The sequence below is a fragment of the Paenibacillus sp. NRS-1781 genome (genome assembly GCF_050467745.1).
In the GTDB taxonomy this organism is placed as follows: domain Bacteria; phylum Bacillota; class Bacilli; order Paenibacillales; family Paenibacillaceae; genus Paenibacillus; species Paenibacillus terrae_A.
Genome location: NZ_JBITPI010000049.1, coordinates 17,502 through 43,247, shown reverse-complemented (window position 1 = coordinate 43,247; position 25,746 = coordinate 17,502). Strand labels below are relative to the sequence as shown.

The window sequence follows — 25,746 nt, the reverse complement described above, 5'->3', positions numbered from 1 at the left end:
TAATCATTACGCCAGCCGCTCATTTCAGGCTTTCTTTCCTTCCGCCAAATTCAACATTTCCTGTGCGTGATGCAAAGTTTTTTCGGTAATTTCCACGCCGCCCAGCATACGTGCCAATTCCTTTACACGTCCGTCCTCATTTAACGCCTCAATTTGCGTCATTGTACGTTCGTCATGAACATTTTTCTCGATAAGATACTGGTGATCCGCCATACATGCCACCTGCGGCAAATGAGTAATCGAGAATACCTGGCAGACAGAGGACAAACGATATAGTTTTTCGGCAATGGATTGAGCCGCGCGACCACTTACCCCGGTATCCACCTCGTCAAAAATGAGTACGGGAATTTGATCATGACGTGCAAAAATACTTTTCATCGCCAACATGATACGGGACAGTTCACCACCAGAAGCAATTTTACCCATCGGACGAAGCGGCTCCCCCGGATTCGGGGAAATCAGAAATTCCGCATTATCAATGCCCTGCTTGGTTGGTCGTACCCGCCGACCTTTATATTCATATCCGCGCGGATCTTCAATCGGTTCAATACGTACCTTGAGTGACGTTCTTTCCATTTGCAGATCCTTTAGCTCCTGCTCTACCTGCTCGGCCAGCTCTTCAGCACAAATTTCACGCGCTTCTGTAAGCTCTTCTGCAATCTGAAGCAAATCCGAAAGCAACTCATCCCGCTTTGCAATCAATTGCTCCAGCCGTTCATCCTTATTCTCCAGCATATCGGTTTCCTGCTCAATACGGCTATAGTATTCCAAAATCTGCTCTATACTATCACCATATTTTCGCTGTAACCCGGTAATTTGATTCAGACGTTGCTCCACTTCGTGCAGCTTGCCCGGATTAAATTCAATATCCTCACGGTATGAACGTAATTGGAACGCCGCATCCTCCAGCTGGTAAAAAGCAGATTGAATCTGCTCCGCAATAGGCTGAAGGCTTTTGCTGTCGTAGCTTTGGACATCATTCAGTCTGGACAACACGTTATTGATCATATCCAGTCCACCTCTGCCGCTTAGCAGATCGTAGGCTCCTGATATCCCATCCATCATTTTCTCACTATGGGATAGCTTGACCCGTTCTTCTGCCAATAATTCATCCTCTCCCAATTTAAGCTCGGCAGTGGAAATTTCCTCCAACTGAAACCGATACATGTCCAATAACTGATAGGCCTTTTGACTGGAACTTTGCAGCTCCCGTACTTCTTTTTCCGCTTTAACAAAAGCATTGTAGCGCTCTCTGTAAAGCGTTTTGACCGGACCGATGACCGAATCACCGAACGTATCCAGCAGCGTCAGATGGCGGTCTGCACGTAACAAACTTTGATGCTCATGCTGACCGTGAATATTGACGAGCTGCTCACCCACCTCACGCAGCATCGTTAAATTGACCATTTGACCGTTAATCCGCGATGAACTTTTGCCTTGAACGGTCAATTCCCGCCGAATCAATAGATGTTCTTCCGCATTCGCCTTGATTCCTTGCTCTTCTAACGTTGCCCAGACCGGATGCTTAACCGGCAGTTCAAAAAGCGCCTCCATCTCTGCTTTATCACACCCATAACGGACCAGATCGGCGGAACCTCTGCCTCCAGCAATCAGACCGAGGGCATCAATAATGATGGATTTACCTGCGCCTGTTTCCCCGGTCAATACGTGGAACCCTTTATAAAAATGAACATCGACAGCCTCTACAACTGCCAAATTTCGTATAGATAAAGTGACCAGCATCGTTCTTTCACCTCTATGATGTACAAATTCAAACGTCCAAATAGGCCTTACAAATCATGTTCAGGAAATATAGCCCATAAGACGATTCACAATGGCCTCGCTGTTCTCTTCTGATCGGCAAATAATCAAAATGGTGTCATCCCCGCTAATGGTACCCATAATTTCAGGCCATTCAATGTTGTCCAATAAGGCAGCAATCGAGTTCGCCGTTCCCGGAAGACACTTCATCACGATCAGATTGGTCGTGTAGTCAATATGCAAAAAATTGTCAACCAATGTACGTTTCAGTTTCTGCGCCGGGTTATATCGCTGATCTGAAGGCATCGAATATTTGTACCTTCCATCATCCATTGGAACTTTAATAAGCAGCAGTTCCTTGATGTCCCTAGATACAGTGGCTTGAGTAACCTGAAAACCAGCCTTGCGTAAAGCTCCGACCAGATCGTCCTGTGTTTCAATTTCCCGTTGTGAAATAATTTCCCTGATTTTAATATGTCGTTGACCCTTCATAAAATCCTCCTATGGATTAATCCTCATATTCCTCTTCTTCAATGTCTTCCGCCAATGTAATAAGGCGGATACTCCGTTCGTCCGTATCAACGTACAATATGCCCGCACAGCCCGGATAAAGCAGCAGATAAGGCATAAGCCTGTCCCGCAAATCAGGACCATTCCACTCCATCGGTCTCTTGCGGCGTGACGTTTTGACCATATATGTTGAACCATTTCGCACAGCCACATAGTCTATAAACAAACGGCTATACACGGTATGTCCATTCACTTTAAAAGCAAGCGGTATTTTCATTTTTCCGCCCACCAGCTCATAACCCGCGTCTTCCAGCAAGTCCACAGCAGGCCCTTCGTCCAGCTCCTCGTTAATCGGTATAGTCTTTAATACAAGCGGTCCCGGCTCCTTTAACCAGGTACGTAGACTGTAAAAAGCCCATACCGCTAATATTACACCGATCACGACAATGATAACCGTATCATATCGCGTGTCCATGAATTCGATCACCTCATGGACATATTCTAGGACAGGAGGTGGAATCCCTTTTCTTTTGTATATCTCAATTATAAGCGAACATGAGTTCGTTAATCAATCCCTCACACCAAAAAGAGGTTCCCTTAAGTTCACAGAACTCTTGAGAACCCCTGAATGTTATTTGCGCGACGAACCATTATTGAAGGTCTGCCCTGCTTCCTGAACAGTAAGGTCAATTATCGGACGGAAATCAACGCTTTCCTGTTGCGGGTCAGCAGCAGGCTTATCCAAACGCCAATGCGCCAAAAATTCAATATTACCTTCTCCACCAGTAATAGGAGAATAAGCCAATCCTTGCAGCGAAAGTCCAAGCTCGTGCGAGAACGTCAGGATGGTCTGCAACACTTCTTTGTGCGTTGCAGGATCGCGGACGACGCCGAGTTTCCCCACCTTTTCACGTCCGGCTTCAAATTGTGGCTTAATCAAAGCCACAATGTCAGCAGGTTGATGCAGCAACGCAAGCAATGGTGGCAAAATAATGCGCAGCGAAATAAATGAAACATCAATGCTTGCAAAATTCGGTACTGGACCCTTCAAATCTGCAGGTGTCATATACCTGAAATTCGTTTTCTCCATTACGCATACCCGTTCGTCATTACGAAGGGACCAGTCCAGCTGGTTATATCCCACGTCAATGGCATATACATACTCCGCTCCATGCTGGAGGGCACAATCCGTAAAGCCTCCGGTGGATGAGCCGATATCCAGCATCGTCCTCCCCTTCATATCCAGCTCGAATTGACGGATAGCCTTTTCCAGCTTCAACCCTCCACGGCTTACATATGGATGCACTGCACCCTTTACTTTAAGCTCGCTGTCGCGTGGTATCTTCATACCCGCCTTCTCAATTCGTTCACTGTCGGCCAGTACCAGACCTGCCATAATTGCGGCTTTGGCTTTTTCACGGCTTTCAAAAAAGCCTTGTTCTACAAGTAATACATCAATGCGTTCCTTCGGAACAGACATGTTAATCTCCCTTTAAGGCAGCTACGCTGCTCTTGTCATACTTTTTTATAAATTTCACCGTTGTCGCAAGCTCCCCTATACCGATTGTCCCATGCCATACACTGGCTCGGAAGCCCATTTGCGAAGCTTAAGGCACACAGCTTCAACGGTAAGGCCCGCTTCTGCGCGTTGCTCCTTGATCGAGCCATGCTCCACAAACATGTCGGGAATCCCCATCAAACGCACCTGTGCATTTTGCATTTCTTCTTTGGCGTAAAATTCCAGCACAGCGCTACCCAAGCTTCCCGCTTCAGAAGCTTCTTCCAAAACGATCAGCTTCGTATGCTGGCGGGCCAGCTCACGAAGCATATCCTCATCCACAGGCTTAAGGAAACGCGCATTGACGACGCCCACCTGCAAGCCTTCGCGTTTCATTGCCTCCGCAGCCTCTGTCGCCACCTGGAGCATCGGGCCTGAAGCGATTACAGCGTAGCCCTCACCCTTGCGGAGAAACTCCCAACTGCCGATGGGTATAGCTTTCAGTTCTGTGTCCAACGGCACACCAACCCCATTAACACGAGGATAACGATAAGCAATCGGACCATCGTCGTAATCAAGCGCTGTTTTCATCATATGGCGCAGCTCGTTTTCATCCTTAGGCATCATAAGCACCAGATTGGGGATATGACGTAAAAATGCTACGTCGAACACGCCATGGTGTGTTTCTCCGTCAGCCCCGACAAAACCGGCACGGTCAATCGCAAACATCACATTCGCATTATGACGGCAAATGTCATGTACAATTTGATCATAAGCACGCTGCATAAAAGTGGAGTATACCGCAAATACCGGCTTCATCCCCTCCATTGCCAACGCAGCACACATAGTAGCCGCATGCTGCTCTGCAATGCCCACATCAATCATCCGTGTAGGGAATTCCTTGCTAAACGGCACCAGTCCCGAACCACCAGGCATAGCAGGCGTAACCGCTATAATACGTTCGTCCTGTTCAGCCAGCTCAATCAGCGTCCGTCCGAAAATTTCCGTATACATGGGGTTGCCCACAGCCTTGAGTACCTGACCGGATTCCATTTTGTACGGACTGATTCCGTGCCATTTGTGTGAATCTGCCTCCGCAGGCTTGTAACCCTTGCCCTTAGTGGTTACGACATGCACCAACACAGGGCCGTTGACGTTATCAGCCTGCTTGAAGGTTTCGATCAGCTTCGGCAAATCATGTCCGTCGACCGGACCGAGATACGTAAGCCCCAGTTCCTCAAACAGCACACCCGGAACCATCATATATTTAAGACTGTCCTTAACACGGCCAGCCGATTTGGCAAGTTTACCGCCGATAGCAGGTATTTTTTTCAGCAAAACTTCCAGCTCATCCTTTGCTCGCAAATAATGACGGTCCGAGCGGATTTTGCTCAAATAATTATGCATGGCCCCAACATTCGGCGCTATCGACATTTCGTTGTCATTCAGAATGACCATCAAATTTTTACGTTCATGACCAATATGGTTCAACGCTTCAAAAGCCATGCCACCAGTTAATGCTCCATCTCCGATCAACGCAATAACTTTATTGTCCTCGCCCTTCAAATCTCGTGCCAAAACCATCCCCATCGCGGCTGACAGAGATGTGCTGCTATGACCAGCTTCCCAGACATCATGCTCGCTTTCACTTCTTTTTACAAATCCACAAAGTCCATCACGCTGACGAAGAGTATCAAACCGATCCATTCGCCCTGTCAATATTTTGTGTACGTAGGCCTGATGCCCAACGTCATAAATCATCTTGTCCTTCGGGCTGTTATAGCAGTAATGCAGGGCGATTGTGAGCTCAACCACTCCCAGATTCGATGCCAGATGCCCCCCAGTCACGGACAGCTTCTCAATCAAAAAGCTCCTGATTTCCTCGGCTAGAGAAGCCAACTCCTCAACCGACAGTGATTTCAGATCGCCTGGTTGCTTTATGTGTGGAAGCAGCACGCATATCTCCCCGCTTTCCTTCAAGTTTGTGTGTAAAGTTAACAAATATTATATCACACTTTGTGACCTTGCTTAAACACTAGACAAGCCAATGATGATTAACCGTACTAATGATCACGCTTCATCAGGTAGTCCGCAATCTCCAGCAAACGCGACGAATCCGGTATACCGCCTTCTTTTAACGCTTTTTTGGCAGATGCCGTGAGTTTCTCTACTTGTAGCTGTGATGCCTCCATACCGATAAAAAACGGATAAGTTACCTTTTCCTGTGCAACATCACTTTGCGTTTTTTTACCCATTTTGCTCTCATCGCCTATAAGATCCAGTATATCGTCCTGAATTTGAAAAGCCAGACCCAGGTCTCGTCCAAATTGGCGTAGCGCTTCTAATTGATTCTTGTCCGCTCCGCCGATCCGTCCACCTGCCAAGAGGGAGAAAATGATCAAATCTGCGGTTTTGTGGAGATGGATGTATTCCAGTTCCTCGATACCTGTCATCCCCTGCTCGCCGGACATATCCGCGATCTGACCACCTACCATACCCCGTGCCCCGCTCATTTCGGACAGTTCCTCCACGATGGACAATAGCGCATCGGAGGAAACCCCGTGACGCCGACCTGCTTGTACGACGCTATGAAAGGCATGGGTCAGCAATGCATCTCCCGCTAGGATAGCAACCGCTTCTCCATATACCTTATGATTCGTCAGTTTGCCCCGGCGATAATCATCATCATCCATGGCTGGTAAATCGTCGTGAATCAGGGAGTACGTATGTACCATTTCTACCGCACATGCTACGGGTAACGCGGCCTCCCGGCTTCCGCCGAATGCTTCGGCAGATGCGATCACAAGCAGAGGCCGCAGGCGTTTTCCACCTGCGGTGAGTGAATAATTCATGGATTCACGGAGAACGGTGGGGATACTCCAATGAGCTGGGAATTGCTCGGTCAATGCAGACGAAACCGCGTCCACCGTCGCGGTCAAATATTCCTTGAACGACGATCTATTCAACGCCTTCACCACCGTTTTCATCTAACCCGCCGCCAAAAGGCTTCTTGCGCAAATCTCCATCCTCTTCCACAATCATTTCAATTTTACGTTCAACTTGCTCCAGCTTCTGACTGCAAAGCTGAGACAGCTTCATACCACGCTGGAACAGATCAATGGCTTGCTCCAGAGGAACGTCCCCGTGCTCCAGTTGTCCGACAATTTCTTCAAGAGCGGCCATGGCCGCTTCAAAATTCAATTCCGTTTCATTCGCCACCATGCTTCGCGTCCTCCTTCAATCCCCATACTTGGCAGTCCAACTGCCCGTCACTCACTTTAATTTTAATAGAATCTCCCGGCTGTACGTCTTTTAGCGACTTGATCAATCGTTTCTCCTGCTCATCATACACAAGGCTGTAGCCTCGCGACATGACCTTGAGCGGGCTAAGCGCATCCAGCTGACGAATACCCGCGTGCAGCTGCTGCCGTCCCGTCTTGGTAATAGCACGCATTGCAGACTCCAGCTGACGCTGTGCCGCATCTGTCTGCTTGCGGGCCGACCAGATTTGTTCGCGCGGGTTAAACCGCTCCAGCACCTGACGCATACGCGCGTTTTTCTCAGCGTTCAAACGCGAACGGTTACCTGCTGCACGGATGAGCCGCTGATGCAGCATATCCATCCGCTCTGCATGCTGTAGCATATAGCGGCGCGGGTGCAACAGCACCGGGGAGCGCCGAAGCCGGGTCAACCGTTCACGGCTGGTTTCCAGCCGCTGTCGGAGTGCGTTACGTAATCGCTGTTCCCTCTGGAGCAGCTGATCCCGCAACTCCTGCTGATGAGGCACAGCCAGCTCGGCGGCTGCGGTCGGCGTAGCCGCACGCAAATCGGCCACAAAATCGGCAATCGTAAAATCCGTTTCATGACCGACGGCCGAAATGACCGGAATCCCCGATGCAAAAATGGCACGCGCAACCGATTCCTCGTTAAACGCCCATAGCTCCTCCAAAGAGCCACCTCCCCGCCCGACGATCATCACCTGAACCTCCTGCATAAGGTTCATGGCTTCAATAGCCTTAACAATAGAGGGAGCAGCGCCTTTTCCCTGCACAAGCACAGGATATAACACAATTCCTGCCTGCGGATATCTCCGTTGAAGCGTCGTGATGATATCGCGTACGGCAGCTCCGGTTGGCGAAGTAATGACACCGATTGTCGTAGGGTGAGCAGGCAGATTGCGCTTGCGAGCGCTGTCGAACAGCCCTTCAACATCCAGCTTTTGCTTGAGCTGCTCATATGCAAGGTAGAGACTTCCGACACCATCAGGCTGCATCTGGATTGCATAAAATTGATATTGTCCATCCCGTTCGTACACAGATACGTTTCCCCGGGCAATAACACACGTACCTTCCTTTGGCACGAAGGGAAGCCGCTGATTATGAGTTGCAAACATAATCGAACGGATGCGGCTGCCCTCATCCTTGAGTGTAAAGTACATGTGACCACTCGAATGATGCGTAAAATTAGAAATTTCCCCGCGTATCCATACGTCGGACAGCACCTGATCCGATTCCAGCTTCATCCGGATATAGCGATTCAGGTCCTTAATGGAGTAAATACGCTGTTCAGCCACAGGCAACCGCCCTTATGCCAGACCGTGCGACCGCTTGGCCGCTACGAGCGTATTTTGCATCAGCATGGTAATCGTCATTGGACCTACACCGCCGGGAACAGGGGTAATCGGACCACATACTTGCTTCACGCTCTCAAAATCAACGTCACCCGCCAGTTTTCCGCTCTCCAGACGATTCATGCCTACATCAATGACTACCGCTCCAGGCTTCACGAACGAAGCATCAATAAAGTTGGCTTTTCCGATGGCAACCACCAAAATATCCGCTTGCCGACTCAGCTCGGCGATATTCGCCGTACGAGAGTGACACATGGTCACCGTAGCATTTTCGCGCTGCAACAGCAGCGATACCGGCTTGCCCACGATATTACTGCGACCAATAACCACCGCATGCTTACCCGCAATTTCTACCCCCGCACGCTTGATCAGCTCAATGACACCAGCAGGAGTACAAGGCAGGAGACTATCATCACCGATGACCAGATTCCCCACGTTCACCGGATGGAATCCATCCACATCCTTCTCGACTGCAATGGCGTCAATGACTGCTTTTTCATGAATGTGCTTTGGCAACGGAAGCTGTACCAGAATCCCATGAATATTACTTTGGAGATTCAGCTTGTCCATCAGCTCCAGCAATGCTTCCTGTGAAGTATCCACTGCCAGCCGATGTACCTCGGAATAATAACCGAGATCATGACATGCCTTTTCCTTGTTTCTAACATACACCTGAGAAGCAGGATCTTCACCTACCAGTACGACAGCCAGTCCAGGCTGAAAGTTGTGCTCCTTCAGACGGACGACCTCCTGCTGAATGCTTGCGCGAATATCCTTAGAGATTTGTTTGCCATCAATGATCGGTGCTGACATATTAACCACTCTCCAACCTGAGTAAAATAATCTCAACTTAAAACTGTGCTTTTAGTTGCTCCAACTCTTGTATAATCCGTCCCAGAACACCGTTGACAAATTTACCTGACTCCTCGGTGCCAAAATGCTTGGACAATTCAATCGCTTCATTAACTGCAACTTTAGCTGGAACATCCTCACGGAAAATCATTTCATATGCTGCCAGTCTCAAAATTTGGCGATCCACGCGTGAAAGTCTGCTGATCTGCCAGCCTTTAAGATAATCCACGAGAAGTTTGTCAATCGCTTCCTTGTGTTCCCAGGTACCCCTCACATGCTCCAATACGTAAGCCCTTAACACTGCTGCATTTTTGATGACTACTTCCGCTTCGTTATCCTCTGCTGCTTCCTGGAGCAACATATCTATTGCTGCTGCTGCATCCACTTCGTTCATTTCCATTTGGTACATGCTTTGTACCGCTATTTCCCTCGCCAGACGTCTTTTCATGCCCTGCCTCCTACGCTTGCCTGTATCTTTTTTCATTTTAACCAATTCCACAAAAAAACCTGTGAACGCATCCTCCAAAACGTTGGGCGCAAAGAAGCTACAGCTCTATTTTGGAGAAAGCGTATCACAGGGTTCATTTAAAAGGACGCCAACGTTGCGACAGCCAGTCGCTCCATTCCTTCCAAGGGAGGAGGGAACCAAGCGCTGCGTCGCTACGTCTTCCTAGCGTATATCCGATGAACACCATCAATGCAAAGAACAACATATTCCAAAAGCCCGCCCACAAATAAATAAACCCGAAAAAAATGCCAGCCGTAATCCCTGTGATCCGGCCCTTGTAACTTCCCCATATTTCTTTCCAGGGCATCAGGGAAAATCACCTCTATTCCACACGACTCTTAAAGCTTGGTGACTGAGAAACATTGGCGATGTACACAGACACATTGGACACAGGAATTCCCGTAATTTCTTCCACATGGTCGTGTACCCCCTTTTGTACCTCGGAGGTTAACACCGGAATAGAACTTTCCCCGTCCACAACCGCCCGAATCGTAATATCAAGTCCCGATTCCAGCACGCGAATACGTGCTTTCAAATCCTGTATCCCACGAAATCTGGAGGCCGCTTTGAGACACAGATTTTCGATGGTATCCACTGAAATCTGAATGTCGCCGTACTCCGTTCGTTGATCTATAGAATGCTGTACCGTTTGGTTTCGGCGAATGGAGATATAGAAAATCCGGAGACTCAAAAGCAGCAGCACTCCTGCAATAATCAGGCTGGTAAACCACACAATCCGCTCATCCTGAATGCTTAAGGCATACGGAATGGCCCCGCTCAGGAGGAGGATGGCGAGAATGGAAATAATTCCGATACTTAAGCTGTACAAGAACAGCAGAAGTCTGTCCATAACTTTAGCCACGAAACGCACAGCCTCCTTAAATTAGAGTAAACCCTCGACCCTTACGGGTCGGGGGTTTGTACAAAGTATCGCTCTATTTAACCCGTCCGGCGCCCAGAACTTCCGGCTCTTCTACTTTTTCGGCACTTTTGAATTGAACATCATGAATTTGCACATTCACTTCAACAACGTTAAGACCTGTCATGGTTTCGATGGAACGCTTAACGTTCTGCTGAATAGCAGCAGCCACCTCAGGCAGACGGTTACCATACTCGATGATGACGGAGACGTCTACAGCTGCTTCACGCTGTCCGACTTCCACTTTTACACCTTTGGACAAATTTTTACGGCCCAGCAGTTCGGCAAACCCACCTGCAAATCCGCCACTCATTCCCGCTACACCCGGCACCTCAACGGTTGCCAGTCCGGCAATGACTTCAATAACCTCCGGGGCAATCTGAATCTCCCCAATTTCTGTACGCTCGAATTCGGTTGGCACTGTGCTCATACCTTCAACACCTTTCGGTCAAAATAAGTTTCACTTCAGCTTTGGATTTCAAAGCAGACATGCTCACTTATTATCCATACTATATCATTTGGCGTTCATTATGACAAACTAAGGAAATATACCGATTAAACTTCGTTATCCTCCAAAAATTTAATATCAAAATCGCCCTTGATGAAGGTCGGATGCTCCAACAAACGTTGATGAAAAGAAATGGTTGTCGGTATGCCTTCAATAGCAAATTCGGACAGAGCCCGCTTCATTTTGGCAATCGCTTCCTGACGTGTAGGCGCCCACACAATCAATTTGGCGATCATGGAGTCATAATAAGGAGGAATGCTGTAGCCTGGATATGCTGCGCTGTCTACCCGTACCCCAGGGCCGCCTGGAGGTAGATAAAATCCGATTTTACCCGGTGCAGGCATAAAATTGCGATCAGGGTCCTCGGCGTTAATACGGCACTCCATCGCCCATCCATTGATGGTGACTTCTTCCTGTGTAAAGGAAAGCGGATGCCCCTCAGCGACCAAAATCATTTCCTTAATCAAATCCACACCGGTAATCATCTCCGTTACGGGATGCTCTACCTGAATACGTGTGTTCATTTCCATAAAATAAAATTGATTATCCGGTCCAAGCAAAAATTCCAGCGTTCCCGCACCGGAATATTGTACAGCCAAAGCCGCACGAACGGCTGCCTGACCCATTTCTTCACGCACATCCTGTGAAAGTACAGGACACGGCGCTTCCTCCAGCAGCTTCTGACGACGGCGCTGCACAGAGCAGTCCCGTTCGCCCAGATGCGCAACATTGCCGTGCTTGTCCGCTATGATCTGAATCTCCACGTGCTTCATACCAGTCAAATATTTTTCCAGATACACACCTGCGTTACCGAACGCTTTTTGCGCTTCCTGCTGAGCGGTAGTAATTTGTTGAATAAGATTATCCTCATCCTCGGCGATACGGATACCTTTACCACCGCCACCTGCTGTGGCTTTGATGATTACCGGATAGCCAATATCACGAGCAATGGTAATGGCATCCTGCAAATCCTCCACCAGCCCGTCCGAACCCGGAATGACCGGAACCCCGGCATCCTTCATCGTCTGCTTGGCGACAGCCTTATCCCCCATTTTGTTAATCGCTTCTGGAGAAGGACCAATAAACGTAATATTGCAAGATTCGCAAATTTCAGCGAAGTCGGCGTTTTCAGCCAAAAATCCGTAACCTGGATGAATCGCATCACATTCAGTCAATGTCGCAACGCTCATCAGATTCGTGAAATTCAGGTAGCTGTCCTTCGACAGCGTCGGTCCGATACAGTAAGCCTCATCTGCGAGACGCACATGTAACGAGTCCTTGTCGGCTTCCGAATATACGGCAACCGTCGAAATATTCATTTCGCGGCAAGCGCGAATGATACGAACCGCAATTTCCCCACGATTCGCAATCAATACTTTTTGAAATGTCATGACTTTATCCTCCCTGGGAGCAGCCTGGCTGAACCCTCAAAACAGAGGGTTCAAGCGAGCGTCTTACTCCGGTTTCACAAGGAACAATGGCTGTCCATACTCGACCAACTGTCCGTTTTCGGCCAAAATTTCCACAATTTCGCCCTTCACTTCAGCTTCCAGCTCGTTCATCAGCTTCATCGCCTCAATAATACACACCGTTGTTTTCTCGCCTACTTTACTGCCGATACTCACATACGGAGACGTATCCGGGGATGAAGAACTATAGAAAGTGCCCACCATCGGAGATACGATTTTATGTAGATTGCTTGCATATTCCTTAGTCTCCCCAACAGATGCATGTCCTGCATCGGACTGTGCTTGTGGATTCGGAATAGCAGCTTGTGGTGCCATCGTATAAGTAGGTGCTGCCACAGGTGCATGTACCGTAACGATCTCGCTTTTACCCGGTTTACGGATCAACAGGCGAGTTCCTTCATTTTCAATTTCAAGCTCATGCACAGACGTTTCATCCACCAGCTTGATCAATTCCTTAATCTCGCTTAATTTGAACATCTCAATTAATCACTCCTTCAGCATTTTGCCGGTTGCTGATAACATTGTTGAAACAGCTTTATGTATTATATCACAATCATTAAAAATAGAAAGAGCCCGGAAATGTGCAGAAATCCGGGCTTTTTCTCGAGTTTTGTCTTATTGTGTAACATACTGGACGCTGATCTTGTCCTGCGTTACGTTCAGTTCTTTCATGACCCTATCGACGATCGTTACCGCTTGTTTGGCATCCAGTTTTTCACTCAGAACCACTACCTTGTATTTATCAGCATCTTCCTCACGAACCACCGCATTGGCGAACTGCTGCTGAAGCTCTTCCTCAATTCCGGTGATTTTCGCCTGTTTGTCTTCCAGCACATGCAATTCTTTTTGTGCTTCTGCGGCTTTCTTAGCAGTGCTATCGTTCATTGCAGTCGTCAGCTCATCGTTTTTCTTTTGATTCTCCACATCCCGCTCCAGCAAGTAGTTGTCGATAACCGCAGCGGCCGTTGGCTTCGCGGCTTGTTCGGTTGCCACCTGATCGAGTACCTGCTGGTCCGTTTTCGCGGTGGATGCTGCTTTGTCGTCACTTTTTGCCGCAGGATCCGGCGCGTTAGCAGTAGTATTTTGATCCGATTTAGCAGACTCAGCAGCTTGGGCAGATGCCGTATCTTTATTTTCGCCTGTAGTAGATTCAGTAGCAGGATCCGTTGCCGCAGCCGTGTCCGTCTTCGCGGTAGAGGCAGTCCCTTCACCGGTTACTTCTCCATTGGTCACCACTTCATTCACTTTCAGCTCGTTCAGTTGCTCTTCTGCCTTGCCTGTCGCTTCCTGGGCGGTATCCTGCTTAACCTTACTCACTTGCTCACTGTCCGCCACAGGCGGGTTAGCCGGGCTGGAATCCTCCGTAAACAGATAGTACGCAGACAGCACGACCATTAAACTCAGCATGGACACCAGCCAAACGGTTTGTCTTTTGTTATTCATGTTCCGTCCTCCAATATCATTAAATTAGGATTTCATTTATCCTTGATTATGATTTCAATCTATCCCTGCTTGCGCGGGACAACTGAAATTTTATAGGAAGGCACATTAAGTCCCTTCTGTACGGCATCCACAATCAACTGCTTCACGGTGGGATTTTCTGCTCCCATTGCCACCACCAGCACGCCCCTCACCTGCGGCTTTACTTTTTTTGTAACAATCGGGGTGTGCTGACCTCCTGACGATTCATAGGTGACAATCTCTCCATCGCGTGTATATTGAGTGGTATGTCGCTGACCGCCATTGGCATCCGTCTCATTATTTTCTTCCTGCATATCCTTCACATTACGTTGAACGATGACTTCCTCGGTGGAGTCAACTGTAACCATGACATCGACGGTTCCTACACCAACGATCTGCTCCAGCATCTGCTTCATATTATCTTCGAACACCTTCTCAATTCCGGCAAAGGAACTTTCCTCACCCCCCGTTGTCTGAAGTGCGGGTTCATTTTTCATCACGCCAGGCGGCTCCCGCCCCACATTTTCCGGGTCCACCTTTTTCACATTGACAAACGAGTTAAAAAGCATGATCGCGACCCCGATAAGACCAAGAATAAGCAGCCAGCGAAATGAATTAAACCTTTTGGGCCCGTCTGCCCCCCTGCCCATCCATTGCTCCAGCTTTTTCATCCATTTGCCCATGTCTGCTCACCTCCTGTTACCATTCATGTGTACTGTCCTGCGAAGAAAGCACCTGCACATTTTTGCTGTCGACACCCCATTTTTCGTGCAACAGTCCTGTAATTAAACCGAAAGCTTGCGTATCTGCTGTCTTTTCACCATCAGAGCCTTCTACACGGTTGTTGGTACCCTCTAACGTTCTCTTCTCTTGGTCCGATGCTTTTACTGGAGTTGGCTCTATACGGATATTTACTGCTTTTTCAGCGACAGGCTCTACCATAATCGGCTTGGAGTCCGAATCTGGCGGGACATTCGCGTTTTTCTCCTTACGCCCAGACTGCTGCTCCGCCAGCTTAACCACGACCGACTGAATCCCCGTTCCAGCCTCCAGATCGGACGCTCCCTGCTTCATCTGAGCAAGCGTAACCTGAACCGATTGAATCGCTAACCCGGTACTCTGCTCCAGCTGTCCCTTGATTTCCTTGGCTACCTCTTGACCAGCCCATTGCATGGAGCTTTGCTCCTGCTGCTGCTTCAGCTTGTTGCCTTTTGCCAATATTTCCTCCAATGTCGGTTCGCCCTTGCCCGTCTCTGCCTGACGTTGAAGATCAAACGCGCGCCCCAGAAGCTCAGAGGGACTGGTACTCAGCAAACGCACGACTGGAGAAAGCAGCGTCAGCAGAATAAGCAGGCTGAGTACGAGCTTGACATACCTTTCCATGGAACGGCTTGGCAAGATCATATCTATAAAAGAAGCCAGCAGCACAATCAGTACCAGTTCCTTAAGCCAGCCTCCCAGCCAGGTCACGTCACTCCCCTCCCCCCGTTTGATTTCCGATCCTTCACTCACCTCATCATGACTGTCATATTGCCTGCCGCGAGCATGATCGTAATCGCAAGGAAGGACATTAAACCCACTGCCGCCAGCGCTGCGAAGACATATATCATGCTTTTACCGATTGCGTCCAGGCATTCCACAATAGGCGTATCTCCCAAAGGCTGCATAATCGCTGCTGTGACTTTATAGATCAGGGCCAGCGTTAGAATCTTGAGGGCAGGAAAGGCGCAGAGGAACAGGATAATGATGACTCCCACCAGACCAATGGCATTTTTCACGAGCAACGAAGCCGAAATGACCGTATCTGTCGCATCTGCCAGCGCCTTGCCAACCACCGGAACAAAACTGCCTGTAATATACTTGGCCGTGCGGATCGTTAATCCGTCCGTTACAGACGACGTCAAGCCCTGTACGGAAATGACACCCAGAAAAATGGTCAGCAGCACTCCCAGCACCCCCACTCCGGCGTTACGCAGCAGATCGGCTAACTGGGTCAGCTTGTATTTGCCTGTTAGTGAGTTGACCAGATACAACACCGCCGAGAAGAACAGTAGCGGAAACACCAGCGTATGAATGACCGCCCCAACCGTGTTGATCATAAATATAATGAGCGGGTGGGTGACCGAAACCGTTACGACGTTGCCCATCGAAGCCAGCATGGTAAACAGCAGGGGCAGCATCGCCATCATAAACTGAATCATGCTGTCAATGGCTTCCTTTGCATAACCAATCGCTACACTAAAGCTGTTAATCGCCAGGATGATAATGACCATGTAGACAATGGCATAGGCGACTTTGCTGACCTGATTACTTTCAAATGCACTTTGCAGCGTTTCCAGCACCATACTCATAATGCTGAGCATGACAATGGTGACGAGCAGCTTGGCATTCACCCGAATTTCGTGGATGAAAAAGTCGGCTATGGCGCTCCATACACCTTTAATGCTGAACCCTTCACCGCCCGGAAGCAGCATATCCATGAAGGAGGGCGTTTTTTGATCAGGGAAAAATCCGCCATATTGCTGCATCAGCCCGTCCCAATAATGCTCTACCTCATCTTTGGGCATCTGCTCCGCCTGTTGTCTGATCCATTCATTCGCAGGTGTATCTGCAAACATGACCACAGCCGAGGCACACCAGAGGCATAGCAGCAAAATGGCAACCACTTTGAGATTCGGCATGCCCTCCAGCCTTTTCATGGCATCACCCCCTCAGGCGGGCATCAGCTTCAGAATCGTGTCAATAATTATGCTGATAATCGGGATGGCCAGCACCATGATGAGCACCTTTCCTGTAAGCTCAATTTTGGAAGCAATCCCGTCTTGTCCAGCATCCCGAACCACCTGCGCTCCAAATTCGGCAATATAAGCGATACCGATAATTTTCAGCACGGTTTTAAAATAAATCATATCCATGCCCGAAGACCTTGCCAGACGCTCCAGCACAGCAACCACGGACCCAATCTTGCCAATCAACAGTAAAAAAATGACGATTCCCGCGGCTGTCGCAATCAGAAAAGCAAACATCGGCTTCTGTTCCTTAATGACCAAAATAAGAACTGTGGCAATCAGGGCGAAGCCGACCACCTGAATGATTTCCATGTGTCCACCTACTGAAAAAGAAAGATAGATTTGATCTCTTGCAGAAGGTCATCCAGCATTCGTACCACCATGAATAGCACCACAACAAAGCCAATGACCGTTACCCAGTGGGCCATGTCTTCTTTGCCCATTTGCTTGAGTACGGTATGAATCATGGCGATAATAATGCCAATTCCGGCAATCTGAAAAATAGCGTTCACTTCTAAATTCATTCGAGCACCCCGCTAATAGATCAAAATGACGATCAATGCTCCGATCAGCAGTCCCAGGCTTCTGCTCATGCGCTCGTATCTCACCTGATCCGCCTGCGCCTGCGCTTCCTCATGGGATAGCTGCTGGATGGTTAGCGCAATGTGCTTGATCTGGTCTTCACGGTCGCTGGTTCCGAGACTGTAAGCTAGCTGCCGCATCGCTTCTTTCTCGGCCTGCTGCATACTGGAGCGGCTCCACGAGGCTTCAATCGCTTTATGCAGGCTTTCTCTGGCGGTCAGCGCAAAGGAGGGGTGCATCCAGTGTGAGGCTTGCTTGAACAAGGTTCGCAGCGGTTCCCGCAACGGCTCTCCCGTCTTGGCAAAAGCATCCGGTAGCGGCGATACCCCGTAGGAAACCTCGGTGGTCAGCCTTTGCAGCGCGAGAATCAGCTCTCTGATCTGCCTCGGCCTCAGCGCAAACTGCCTTGCCCGCTGCCAGCCAGCCAGCGTAGCGGCGAGTATAACCAACGTGGCACCCAGCAGCTTAAGCATAGAATATGCCTCCGTTCTGCCCTTCCGCAGACAGTGTCAGCCTGCGCTGTTTGGCATCTGCCAGCCGGAAGGAGACGCCCCGGCTCGTCCGCTCCAGCATGACGTAGAGCTGAAACAGCTCCTGTCCTGTAGTCAATCCGGCAAAAGCAGGCCGGGTCGCCATTTCAGCCACATCACGTCCATGCGCGGAAGCAATGACTGCGATCCCCGCATGAAGCGCTTCACGCACCGCTTCGGCATCCTCAGGTCGGCCGATTTCATCGACGATCAGCACATCTGGCGACATGGAACGAATCATCATCATCATGCCTTCTGCTTTCGGACATCCATCCAATACGTCGGTTCGAGGTCCAACATCAAAACCGGGAATGCCCTTGTGACTGCCGGCAATCTCCGAACGTTCATCTATAATGCCTACCTTGAGCCCGCTTCGACGCCCCCCTTTGCTTTCCATCCCCCCGTAGCTTAGTTGCCGGGCCAAGTCCCTAAGCAGTGTTGTTTTACCATGCTGAGGCGGGGACAAGATGAGGGTATGAAGGATTTTACCGGATTTTCGATCCGCTACATAAGGCAATATGCGATCAGCTATACCGGGAATCGCTCGGGCAATTCTTACATTAAAGCTGCTTATATCCCTCAAATGCTCCACTCGCCCTCTGCTCAGCACCGTTCTCCCCGCCAACCCGATCCGGTGACCCCCGGGAATGGTAATAAACCCTTTGCGAAGCTCCTCCTCCATGGTGTACAGGGAATGATTGCTGATAAAATCCAGCAAACGGTGGGCATCCTCCCGGTCCGGCTTATAGGCTTCCATATGGTTCACAGTCAGCCGACCGGCGGACGTTACAAAATGATGTTCACCATTTGTATTAATTTCCAGCGGCCTTCCTTCCCGGACCCGAATTTCCTCCAGTTGCTTGAATACCGTTTCCGGAAGCTTTCCGAGTATACCGTGCAACGGTTCGGGAAATAACTCCAGCCATTCCATACCGATGCCGCCCCCTCACAGTTGTCCTCTTTCTTTAAGACAAGTCTATGGCCGACTCTCGCTTTTTATGCCGAAAATATATCGAAAACCTAGTCGTTGATTTCAAAGCTCCTATCCGCCTTTAACAAACATATTTCACACCACCTAAAGCTCCTTCATGGAATCTGCAAAAATTAAAAAAGGCACCCCGAAGCCTTGACGGCTAAGGGATACCCTGAAACAAAAACAATAGATTCACAATAAAAGAGGCTGCCCTTCAGCCCATCACTCGCTGAAAAACAACCTCTTAACCTACCGCTATATTCTATGATTATAAAACTATGAATTTAGGAGGCGCAATAATCCATTCAATTACCGACGGTCCTGCGGTCCTCCTACAAATGCTTGCTCCTCAGTATCCAGATTGTACGCTGTATGCAGCGCCTGAATGACCTCATGGAGTTTGCCTGCCTCGATCACACACGATACCTTGATTTCAGATGTGCTTACCATTTTAATGCTCACGCCTTGTTTTGCCAACACAGCAAACATTTGCGCTGCAACGCCTGGATGGCTGACCATGCCTGCACCTACGATGGATACTTTGACGAGGTTTTCTTCAGACGTCACTTCACGGTATGGAAGCTCTGTGCGAATGCCTTCCAACGTCTTCAAGGCTGCTTCGCGATCCGTTAGAGCCACTGTAAAGGAAAAGTCTGCTTTGCCAGCCTCAACACCGCTTTGCACAATAATGTCTACATCAATTTTGGCTCCCGCCAGCGTTCCGAATACTTTCGCCAGTACACCAGGAGTATCGACTACGCCCAAAATACTGATTCTTGCTACATTTTTATCATATGCAATCCCACTGACTACTACGCCCTGCTCCATTACTGCATCCTCCTTTACGACCGTTCCTTCATTATGGTTAAAACTGGACCGCACAATCAGCGGTACCCGGTTATGTTTCGCATATTCTACCGCACGTGGATGCAACACTGCCGCACCCAGATTGGCTAATTCCAGCATTTCATCATAGGAAATTTCTTTCAGCTTGCGGGCAACCTTCACGATCCGTGGATCTGTAGAATATATGCCATCCACATCTGTGTAAATTTCGCAAGCATCTGCCTGGATCGCCGCCGCCAGCGCAACTGCCGTTGTGTCAGAACCACCACGTCCCAGCGTCGTAATATCTCCTTCAGCAGACATCCCCTGGAAACCCGCAACCACGACAATTTTATTGCTGCTTAGTGCATCCAGTACCCGCTGAGGCTGGATGTCGGTAATTCTCGCCCGACCATGCTCGGATTCGGTACGGAAACCAGCCTGCCATCCCGTAAACGATACCGCCTCATGTCCCAACTGCTGAATAGCCATCGACAACAATGCAATCGAAATTTGCTCGCCAGTCGTCATCAGCATATCCAACTCACGTGCAGGCAACTGCTCATTCAGCAATTTGGCCTGGTCGATCAGTTCGTCTGTTGTATCCCCCATCGCAGAAACAACAACTACACATTGATGCCCTTCACTCTGCTTCTCAACAACGCGTTTTGCCACGCGTTTCATGCGCTCCGTATCACCGACGGAACTGCCTCCGAATTTCATGACATACAAAGACAACACATTCACTCCCTCAGACTCAACAGTATGTAACCTTGAGATGGCACAACCGACCTTGAACGTGACATCCTACGGCATAACTTTAGTACAGTATAATACGAAAGTGCTATGCGGAGCCAATGTTTTTTAATAACAGTTGTTCATAACAAATAATCCTCTGTCCTTGACAAGGACAGAGGATATGGAGAAGCAAGACCATTTTATGCGCGGGAAATATATTTACCATCGCGTGTATCAATCAGCAGTACATCATCCTGGTTGATAAACAAAGGAACCTGAACGTTCAGTCCTGTTTCAACTTTAGCATTTTTGGTAGCACCTGTAGCCGTGTTGCCTTTAATACCCGGCTCCGTGTCAATAACCTTCAGCTCTACGCTATTAGGCAGGTTAATCCCGAGAATTTCACCATTATAGCTAATGATGTTTACATTCATGTTTTCTTGCAGGAAGTTAAGTTCCCATTTCAGTTGATCACTGGAAAGGTTGAATTGATCGTATGTTTCGTTGTCCATGAATGTATGCTCGTCTGCGCTCGCATAGAGGTAGGACACACCACGGTTTTCAATTTGCGCGCGGCCAATCGTTTCACCCGCACGGAATGTACGTTCAACCGTGTTGCCGTTACGCAGGTTTTTCAGCTTGGAGCGCACGAATGCCGCACCTTTACCTGGTTTTACGTGTTGGAAGTCCAGCACTGTAAAAATATCTCCGTCTACCTCGACGGTCAAGCCTGTTTTGAAATCATTAACGTTAATCACTAAAATACCCCTCCTACAGGACTGTTATCGTTATTAAACGACTGTAAATTCTTTGCTTGAATGTGTTAATACCTTGATGCCGCTATCTGTAATAACGATATCATCCTCGATCCGCACGCCGCCTAATCCAGGTACATAAATACCTGGTTCGACTGTTACAACCATGCCAGGCTCCAAAATATCATCGCTTGCCTTCGACAGACGCGTGGATTCATGGACTTCCAGACCCAAACCATGACCTGTGCTGTGTCCGAAATTGTCTCCATAGCCATGGCTTGCAATAATATCCCGTGTCAGCGAATCCGCTTCTCGGCCCGTCATGCCCGGCTTAATATGTTCCAACGCGTGAAGCTGCGCCTTGAGCACAATATCGTAGATCTCACGTAGCTGCGGCGACAAATCCCCTTGTGTAGCTACTGTACGTGTCACATCGGAGCAATAGCCATCCAGCAACGCACCGAAATCAAACGTAATCAGTTCGCCCGCTTGTACCAACTTGGAGCTAGCTACACCGTGAGGCAGTGCCGAACGAACCCCGGATGCCACAATCGTGTCAAAGGAGGAAGACGTAGCTCCCTGCTTGCGCATGAAGAATTCCATTTCCAGATCCAGCTCACGCTCGCTGACACCCGGTTTGATGTAAGGCAAAATGTGTGCAAATGTAGCATCTGCCAAATCCGCCGCCCGCTGCATCACTTCCAGTTCTTCCGCATCCTTGTACACCCGTAGCTTTTCTACAATTCCCGATACTGGAATCAATGTAACAGGGGACAAATCTTCACTGTAAGCTTTATGCGTCGCAACAGATACATGATCCTGCTCGAAGCCTGTTTCGCCGATCTGATGGGAGGACAACAGCTCTTTCACCGTTTCCATGACTTGTGCAGCGTGCTGCACCACCGTAAAACCTGCCGCTTGTTCGGCAGCCTGTGTCATATAACGAAAGTCGGTCAGCAGGTAGCTGTGAGATTCCGTAATCAGCACATAACCCGACGAACCTGTGAATCCTGTCAAATATCGGCGGTTGACAGGGCTTGTAATCAATATAGCCCGCAGATCATGCTCGCCCAGCGCCTGCCGCAGCTTTAACACCCGGTCATTCTTCATCTTTCATCCCGCTCCCCTCTGTCAAATAACCAAATGCTATTTTAACACAGGCGATAGCCGCTTGAGAAGTTTTTGTTGTGCTCAGTCCCCAGCTTTCTCAGGCTCGCGCTTTCTCTCGTCCGTATACTCAACAGCAACGGTGTATCCGATAAATAGCCCCCACAGTATAAACACACAAATTTCCGTATATATGGAATCCCAGGTCAAACGATGAAGCGGATTCATCATCCCGAGCTTCGGACCTGTCAACACGAATAAAATAACCCACCAGACCAGACCGTACACGATGCCAGGCAAAGGCCCCTTATATCTACGAAACATCAATGTGTACACCAGCGATACTACAACTGATAATGCCATAAAAAACAGTAGACCCACCAGATGCCCCGCCGTCGTTTTCATGAACGAATGCTTGAAAAAAGGCTCTGCCAAAAATCCCGGTGCGACTACCGTAAAATGCAATGTATAAAACAACCAGCGCAGCAAGCCCCAGAGCAAGCCCGCAAAAAAGCCCAGTTCGAGTGCAAAAGGAATAAGTGGCGTATGTATTTTGCCCGACTGCTGCCTGCCTCTACGGCTGTTATTATTGTTATGGTCGCGTTGATCCTGAGATTCGCGAGTCTGTTCCTGATCATGGCCTGCCTTGGGTATGGAGTAGGCTTCACTCATGTTGATTGATCCCCTTTCAAGATGCCAAACTTTTTCCATGCGAAAAGGATGACTTTTATTGGCGCATAAAGAAGAATGCATTTCCGATGGATTCGTGCATATCCATTTTGCTAGGTAGTATGCTCCGATGGGGATGAGTTTAACACTCAACTAGATATTCCCTTCCAAATTCGATACAATATACAAAAAGCACGTGTAAAGAGAGGTGAGACGGTTGTCACAAGCATCCAAGCCTGTAAGCTACGGTGGTCAGGCAGTCATTGAAGGTGTCATGTTCGGCGGCAAGCGTGTCAATGTCACGGCAGTTCGCCGCAAGACTGGCGAAATCACATATTTGGAAGTACCGCGCAAGGAGCAATCCTGGGTGTTCAAATTTCGCAGAATCCCATTGTTGCGGGGAATTGTAAGCATCATCGACTCCAGTGCCAAGGGTACAAAGCATTTGAACTATTCAGCCGATGCGTATGCTGATGATGAAGTGGACCCGGAAGAACGCGCTGAACAAAAGAAAAAAGAAGAATCCCGCTGGAGCCTAAGTATGATGATCGGCGTAGCTGCGGTCGGCATTTTATCCTTCCTGTTTGGCAAAATTGTGTTGACCCTCGTTCCGGTTATGGTGGAAGATTTCCTGTTCGGAAATTTATTTCACAACCAGATTCTGCATAACCTCGCGGAAGGGGCTATTAAGCTGATTCTGCTATTGGGTTATTTATGGGGCATTTCCCAAACTCCGTTGATCAAACGACTGTTCCAATATCACGGAGCGGAACATAAGGTGATTACCGCATATGAAGCGGGTGAAGAACTAACTCCTGCTAATGTGCAAAAATATAGTCGTCTGCATTACCGTTGCGGTAGCAGCTTTATCATGCTCACGGTGATCATCGGGGTACTCGTATATTCCCTGTTTACGTATGATACTCTGTGGGAGCGTATGGGACAGCGGCTTTTGCTGCTTCCAATCGTGCTGGGGCTTTCCTTTGAATTTCTCAAGCTGACCAATGCCTTGCGGGAGATCCCGGTACTCCGTTATTTGGGATACCCCGGCCTGTGGCTGCAACTACTTACCACCAAAGAACCGACCGATGATCAAGTAGAGGTATCCATTGCTTCATTCAAGCGTATGCTGGAATTGGATGCCGAGTTGGAAAATGTACCTGTAAAGGAGACCTTCAACAGCTCGGTCCTTGATCCTGTGAAAGGATGAGTGAAAGATGAACAGACATGCGGTTATTTTCTGGCTTACCCTTGCCTTGGGCGCATATGGGATTGTGGATATGGTATGGAGAGGAAGCTGGGGCTTTCTTATGAGTTTATTAATTCCTGTCCTTGTTTTTGCAGTTATATTTCTGCTGTACAAATACCTGCCAGGACGACGCACCCGTACTCCCAAGATTAAACCCTCTGCACGCACTATGGCCAAAACAGCCAACACACGCAAGCAGCAGACTACAGGCAAGCGTAAAGCGTATCCTTTTCATGTTATTGAAGGTTCTAAGGGCAAAAACGAAGAAGAACAACCTAAGTATCATTAGTCGATCACACTCTAACATGATACACAAAGGAGCCATCACCGGCGTAATGAAAAATGACCGGGACATGGCTCCTTTTTTAAACTCTTGCTTCCAGTTCCAACTAGCAAGTGATTATTTCATGGCATACATCGTATCCTTCAGTAATTGATACTTGTTATACTGCTGTTGGTAAGAAGCAATGCTCCACTTGTGGAAAAAAGCGTCTCCTGCCTGCACACCAGAATCATAAAGCAAATTGCTTTGCTCAGGAGAAATGTTGAACTGTGCTGTGCGAATGCCCAGCGTCGGGATTTTAATCGTCCGATATCGGTTCTCCTGCTCAATATAACGCTCATCATGCGCTGATAGCATCGTATCAAAAATGGCTTGCAGCATCGTCAATGGACCTCTTATATATGAAACCTTCATTTCAGTTCCCGTTTTGCCCACCATCTGAAAGCCTACTGTTGGAATGGTTTTGGCCTTTCGTACATTTACAGGCTCATCAAAAAGCCATAAAGGCAGATTACTTAACAATGCCCCATCGACAACAAACACAAATTGCTGTGAAAATTTTTTCCCTTTCGTGTGCAAAGGATCAAGTCTCAGCATAACGGGATCGAAAAAATATGGGATGCTTGTGCTCATCCGAATGGCTTTTGCCACCTCCAGTGAAGAGGCGTTCATTCCAAAACGTTTGATATCCTCAGGAAGCACCAGAATGCGTCCGTTCGTTATGTCTGAAGCAATAATGCGTAGCTTGCCTGGAGGCAGATCCGCGAACGTACGCACTCCCTTGGCAAGCAACAGCTCCCGCACCCAATGCTCCAATGCTTCTCCGGAGTACAGCCCTTTTTTAAGAAAAATACGAGCTGCCGGTCCAACCCATTTGATGTTAAACACCGGAGAACGCCGTAACAAGCTGACCAAGGGGGTTTTCTCGATCACGGCTTTCATTTCATCTGCTGAATATCCTGCCGCCAACAAAGCAGCTACAATAGCACCTGATGATGTACCCGCTACGCGGTTGAATACAATTTCATGCTCCTCCGCAGCCTTGACTGCACCCGCCAGCGATATACCCTTAACCCCTCCACCCTGGAACACAGCATTGATCAGCATAGATCAAAAAACCTCCGTTCTCT

General features: G+C 48.7%; 30 protein-coding genes. 2 read left to right on the top strand and 28 right to left on the bottom strand.

The window, feature by feature from the left end; genetic code table 11:
• Positions 1-24 precede the first annotated feature (24 nt).
• The 27 genes from recN to ACIFO6_RS18155 all read right to left on the bottom strand — a co-directional run bounded on the left by recN (position 25) and on the right by ACIFO6_RS18155 (position 23,087).
• Positions 25-1,743, bottom strand: a complete 1,719-nt coding sequence (gene recN / locus ACIFO6_RS18285) for a DNA repair protein RecN (protein ID WP_430042631.1) — start codon at positions 1,741-1,743, stop codon at positions 25-27.
• Positions 1,744-1,803: 60 nt separating this feature from the next.
• Positions 1,804-2,253 (bottom strand): transcriptional regulator AhrC/ArgR, encoded by a 450-nt coding sequence (ahrC, locus tag ACIFO6_RS18280; protein WP_430042628.1) that lies wholly within the window; start codon positions 2,251-2,253, stop codon positions 1,804-1,806.
• Positions 2,254-2,269: 16 nt separating this feature from the next.
• Positions 2,270-2,746 (bottom strand): hypothetical protein, encoded by a 477-nt coding sequence (locus ACIFO6_RS18275; RefSeq protein WP_430042626.1) that lies wholly within the window; start codon positions 2,744-2,746, stop codon positions 2,270-2,272.
• Between the two features lie 156 nt (positions 2,747-2,902).
• Positions 2,903-3,751, bottom strand: a complete 849-nt coding sequence (locus tag ACIFO6_RS18270; RefSeq protein WP_430042624.1) for a TlyA family RNA methyltransferase — start codon at positions 3,749-3,751, stop codon at positions 2,903-2,905.
• A gap of 75 nt (positions 3,752-3,826) precedes the next feature.
• Positions 3,827-5,725 carry a 1-deoxy-D-xylulose-5-phosphate synthase gene (gene dxs / locus ACIFO6_RS18265; RefSeq protein WP_430042912.1) on the bottom strand — a complete coding sequence of 633 codons (1,899 nt, stop codon included), beginning with the start codon at positions 5,723-5,725 and terminating at the stop codon, positions 3,827-3,829.
• Positions 5,726-5,832: 107 nt separating this feature from the next.
• Positions 5,833-6,756: a polyprenyl synthetase family protein gene (locus ACIFO6_RS18260; protein WP_430042622.1), complete on the bottom strand. Its 924-nt coding sequence runs from the start codon at positions 6,754-6,756 to the stop codon at positions 5,833-5,835.
• On the bottom strand, positions 6,728-6,988 hold the full coding sequence (gene xseB / locus ACIFO6_RS18255) for an exodeoxyribonuclease VII small subunit (protein ID WP_007430920.1): 261 nt from the start codon (positions 6,986-6,988) through the stop codon (positions 6,728-6,730). The genes ACIFO6_RS18260 and xseB overlap by 29 nt, the downstream gene beginning before the upstream one ends.
• On the bottom strand, positions 6,978-8,342 hold the full coding sequence (gene xseA, locus ACIFO6_RS18250; RefSeq protein WP_430042620.1) for an exodeoxyribonuclease VII large subunit: 1,365 nt from the start codon (positions 8,340-8,342) through the stop codon (positions 6,978-6,980). Before xseA ends, xseB begins: the two co-directional genes overlap by 11 nt.
• Positions 8,343-8,354: 12 nt before the next feature.
• A complete protein-coding gene (folD, locus tag ACIFO6_RS18245; protein WP_430042618.1) occupies positions 8,355-9,212 on the bottom strand; it encodes a bifunctional methylenetetrahydrofolate dehydrogenase/methenyltetrahydrofolate cyclohydrolase FolD in 858 nt (285 codons plus the stop codon).
• A 37-nt stretch (positions 9,213-9,249) separates the two neighbouring features.
• Positions 9,250-9,699, bottom strand: coding sequence for a transcription antitermination factor NusB (gene nusB / locus ACIFO6_RS18240; RefSeq protein WP_430042616.1), 450 nt, complete (start codon positions 9,697-9,699; stop codon positions 9,250-9,252).
• A gap of 133 nt (positions 9,700-9,832) precedes the next feature.
• Entirely contained in the window at positions 9,833-10,066 is a 234-nt protein-coding gene (locus ACIFO6_RS18235; RefSeq protein ID WP_014282226.1) for a DUF2273 domain-containing protein, read from the bottom strand.
• A 15-nt stretch (positions 10,067-10,081) separates the two neighbouring features.
• Positions 10,082-10,621: an alkaline shock response membrane anchor protein AmaP gene (amaP, locus tag ACIFO6_RS18230; RefSeq protein WP_283657139.1), complete on the bottom strand. Its 540-nt coding sequence runs from the start codon at positions 10,619-10,621 to the stop codon at positions 10,082-10,084.
• A gap of 73 nt (positions 10,622-10,694) precedes the next feature.
• Positions 10,695-11,108, bottom strand: a complete 414-nt coding sequence (locus ACIFO6_RS18225) for an Asp23/Gls24 family envelope stress response protein (protein ID WP_014282228.1) — start codon at positions 11,106-11,108, stop codon at positions 10,695-10,697.
• 125 nt (positions 11,109-11,233) lie between these two features.
• Positions 11,234-12,577 carry an acetyl-CoA carboxylase biotin carboxylase subunit gene (gene accC / locus ACIFO6_RS18220; protein ID WP_430042613.1) on the bottom strand — a complete coding sequence of 448 codons (1,344 nt, stop codon included), beginning with the start codon at positions 12,575-12,577 and terminating at the stop codon, positions 11,234-11,236.
• 63 nt (positions 12,578-12,640) lie between these two features.
• The gene (accB, locus tag ACIFO6_RS18215; RefSeq protein WP_430042611.1) at positions 12,641-13,132 is read right to left on the bottom strand and encodes an acetyl-CoA carboxylase biotin carboxyl carrier protein; all 492 of its coding nucleotides are present in this window, start codon (positions 13,130-13,132) and stop codon (positions 12,641-12,643) included.
• Positions 13,133-13,270: 138 nt separating this feature from the next.
• Positions 13,271-14,098 (bottom strand): SpoIIIAH-like family protein, encoded by an 828-nt coding sequence (locus tag ACIFO6_RS18210; RefSeq protein WP_430042610.1) that lies wholly within the window; start codon positions 14,096-14,098, stop codon positions 13,271-13,273.
• A gap of 59 nt (positions 14,099-14,157) precedes the next feature.
• Positions 14,158-14,799 (bottom strand): stage III sporulation protein AG, encoded by a 642-nt coding sequence (gene spoIIIAG, locus ACIFO6_RS18205; RefSeq protein ID WP_430042608.1) that lies wholly within the window; start codon positions 14,797-14,799, stop codon positions 14,158-14,160.
• Positions 14,800-14,815: 16 nt separating this feature from the next.
• Complete coding sequence (gene spoIIIAF / locus ACIFO6_RS18200; protein WP_430042606.1) at positions 14,816-15,586, bottom strand: stage III sporulation protein AF; 771 nt, start codon at positions 15,584-15,586, stop codon at positions 14,816-14,818.
• A gap of 38 nt (positions 15,587-15,624) precedes the next feature.
• Positions 15,625-16,815 carry a stage III sporulation protein AE gene (gene spoIIIAE / locus ACIFO6_RS18195; protein WP_430042604.1) on the bottom strand — a complete coding sequence of 397 codons (1,191 nt, stop codon included), beginning with the start codon at positions 16,813-16,815 and terminating at the stop codon, positions 15,625-15,627.
• Positions 16,816-16,827: 12 nt separating this feature from the next.
• Entirely contained in the window at positions 16,828-17,217 is a 390-nt protein-coding gene (gene spoIIIAD / locus ACIFO6_RS18190; protein WP_025683336.1) for a stage III sporulation protein AD, read from the bottom strand.
• An 8-nt stretch (positions 17,218-17,225) separates the two neighbouring features.
• Positions 17,226-17,429, bottom strand: coding sequence for a stage III sporulation protein AC (gene spoIIIAC / locus ACIFO6_RS18185; protein WP_137063563.1), 204 nt, complete (start codon positions 17,427-17,429; stop codon positions 17,226-17,228).
• Between the two features lie 12 nt (positions 17,430-17,441).
• Positions 17,442-17,960 (bottom strand): stage III sporulation protein SpoIIIAB, encoded by a 519-nt coding sequence (spoIIIAB, locus tag ACIFO6_RS18180; protein ID WP_430042601.1) that lies wholly within the window; start codon positions 17,958-17,960, stop codon positions 17,442-17,444.
• Positions 17,953-18,948: a stage III sporulation protein AA gene (gene spoIIIAA / locus ACIFO6_RS18175; RefSeq protein WP_430042599.1), complete on the bottom strand. Its 996-nt coding sequence runs from the start codon at positions 18,946-18,948 to the stop codon at positions 17,953-17,955. Before spoIIIAA ends, spoIIIAB begins: the two co-directional genes overlap by 8 nt.
• A 351-nt stretch (positions 18,949-19,299) precedes the next feature.
• Positions 19,300-20,553: an aspartate kinase gene (locus ACIFO6_RS18170; RefSeq protein WP_430042597.1), complete on the bottom strand. Its 1,254-nt coding sequence runs from the start codon at positions 20,551-20,553 to the stop codon at positions 19,300-19,302.
• A 200-nt stretch (positions 20,554-20,753) separates the two neighbouring features.
• The gene (gene efp, locus ACIFO6_RS18165; RefSeq protein ID WP_044647663.1) at positions 20,754-21,311 is read right to left on the bottom strand and encodes an elongation factor P; all 558 of its coding nucleotides are present in this window, start codon (positions 21,309-21,311) and stop codon (positions 20,754-20,756) included.
• A 33-nt stretch (positions 21,312-21,344) separates the two neighbouring features.
• Positions 21,345-22,418 (bottom strand): M24 family metallopeptidase, encoded by a 1,074-nt coding sequence (locus ACIFO6_RS18160; protein ID WP_430042595.1) that lies wholly within the window; start codon positions 22,416-22,418, stop codon positions 21,345-21,347.
• 81 nt (positions 22,419-22,499) lie between these two features.
• Positions 22,500-23,087 carry a YqhR family membrane protein gene (locus ACIFO6_RS18155; RefSeq protein WP_430042594.1) on the bottom strand — a complete coding sequence of 196 codons (588 nt, stop codon included), beginning with the start codon at positions 23,085-23,087 and terminating at the stop codon, positions 22,500-22,502.
• A 214-nt stretch (positions 23,088-23,301) separates the two neighbouring features.
• Here ACIFO6_RS18155 and ACIFO6_RS18150 point away from each other — a divergent pair, with 214 nt between their 5' ends.
• Both ACIFO6_RS18150 and ACIFO6_RS18145 read left to right on the top strand, forming a co-directional pair.
• Positions 23,302-24,294, top strand: a complete 993-nt coding sequence (locus ACIFO6_RS18150) for a DUF1385 domain-containing protein (RefSeq protein WP_430042592.1) — start codon at positions 23,302-23,304, stop codon at positions 24,292-24,294.
• Positions 24,295-24,301: 7 nt separating this feature from the next.
• Positions 24,302-24,622 carry a hypothetical protein gene (locus ACIFO6_RS18145; protein ID WP_404580508.1) on the top strand — a complete coding sequence of 107 codons (321 nt, stop codon included), beginning with the start codon at positions 24,302-24,304 and terminating at the stop codon, positions 24,620-24,622.
• A gap of 111 nt (positions 24,623-24,733) precedes the next feature.
• On the opposite strand, the gene ACIFO6_RS18140 is transcribed toward ACIFO6_RS18145, so the two are convergent.
• Complete coding sequence (locus ACIFO6_RS18140) at positions 24,734-25,723, bottom strand: patatin-like phospholipase family protein (protein ID WP_430042590.1); 990 nt, start codon at positions 25,721-25,723, stop codon at positions 24,734-24,736.
• Between the last annotated feature and the right edge of the window lie 23 nt (positions 25,724-25,746).

Bases quoted from the DNA above. Each gene is read 5' to 3' on its own strand.
- recN (WP_430042631.1), bottom strand. From the start codon at position 1,743: ATGCTGGTCACTTTATCTATACGAAATTTGGCAGTTGTAGAGGCTGTC.
- ahrC (WP_430042628.1), bottom strand. From the start codon at position 2,253: ATGAAGGGTCAACGACATATTAAAATCAGGGAAATTATTTCACAACGG.
- ACIFO6_RS18275 (WP_430042626.1), bottom strand. From the start codon at position 2,746: ATGGACACGCGATATGATACGGTTATCATTGTCGTGATCGGTGTAATA.
- ACIFO6_RS18270 (WP_430042624.1), bottom strand. From the start codon at position 3,751: ATGTCTGTTCCGAAGGAACGCATTGATGTATTACTTGTAGAACAAGGC.
- ACIFO6_RS18260 (WP_430042622.1), bottom strand. From the start codon at position 6,756: ATGAAAACGGTGGTGAAGGCGTTGAATAGATCGTCGTTCAAGGAATAT.
- folD (WP_430042618.1), bottom strand. From the start codon at position 9,212: ATGTCAGCACCGATCATTGATGGCAAACAAATCTCTAAGGATATTCGC.
- nusB (WP_430042616.1), bottom strand. From the start codon at position 9,699: ATGAAAAGACGTCTGGCGAGGGAAATAGCGGTACAAAGCATGTACCAA.
- ACIFO6_RS18235 (WP_014282226.1), bottom strand. From the start codon at position 10,066: ATGCCCTGGAAAGAAATATGGGGAAGTTACAAGGGCCGGATCACAGGG.
- ACIFO6_RS18225 (WP_014282228.1), bottom strand. From the start codon at position 11,108: ATGAGCACAGTGCCAACCGAATTCGAGCGTACAGAAATTGGGGAGATT.
- accC (WP_430042613.1), bottom strand. From the start codon at position 12,577: ATGACATTTCAAAAAGTATTGATTGCGAATCGTGGGGAAATTGCGGTT.
- accB (WP_430042611.1), bottom strand. From the start codon at position 13,132: ATGTTCAAATTAAGCGAGATTAAGGAATTGATCAAGCTGGTGGATGAA.
- ACIFO6_RS18210 (WP_430042610.1), bottom strand. From the start codon at position 14,098: ATGAATAACAAAAGACAAACCGTTTGGCTGGTGTCCATGCTGAGTTTA.
- spoIIIAG (WP_430042608.1), bottom strand. From the start codon at position 14,799: ATGGGCAAATGGATGAAAAAGCTGGAGCAATGGATGGGCAGGGGGGCA.
- spoIIIAE (WP_430042604.1), bottom strand. From the start codon at position 16,815: ATGAAAAGGCTGGAGGGCATGCCGAATCTCAAAGTGGTTGCCATTTTG.
- spoIIIAD (WP_025683336.1), bottom strand. From the start codon at position 17,217: ATGGAAATCATTCAGGTGGTCGGCTTCGCCCTGATTGCCACAGTTCTT.
- spoIIIAC (WP_137063563.1), bottom strand. From the start codon at position 17,429: ATGAATTTAGAAGTGAACGCTATTTTTCAGATTGCCGGAATTGGCATT.
- spoIIIAB (WP_430042601.1), bottom strand. From the start codon at position 17,960: ATGCTTAAGCTGCTGGGTGCCACGTTGGTTATACTCGCCGCTACGCTG.
- spoIIIAA (WP_430042599.1), bottom strand. From the start codon at position 18,948: ATGGAATGGCTGGAGTTATTTCCCGAACCGTTGCACGGTATACTCGGA.
- ACIFO6_RS18160 (WP_430042595.1), bottom strand. From the start codon at position 22,418: ATGAAGAATGACCGGGTGTTAAAGCTGCGGCAGGCGCTGGGCGAGCAT.
- ACIFO6_RS18155 (WP_430042594.1), bottom strand. From the start codon at position 23,087: ATGAGTGAAGCCTACTCCATACCCAAGGCAGGCCATGATCAGGAACAG.
- ACIFO6_RS18145 (WP_404580508.1), top strand. From the start codon at position 24,302: ATGAACAGACATGCGGTTATTTTCTGGCTTACCCTTGCCTTGGGCGCA.
- ACIFO6_RS18140 (WP_430042590.1), bottom strand. From the start codon at position 25,723: ATGCTGATCAATGCTGTGTTCCAGGGTGGAGGGGTTAAGGGTATATCG.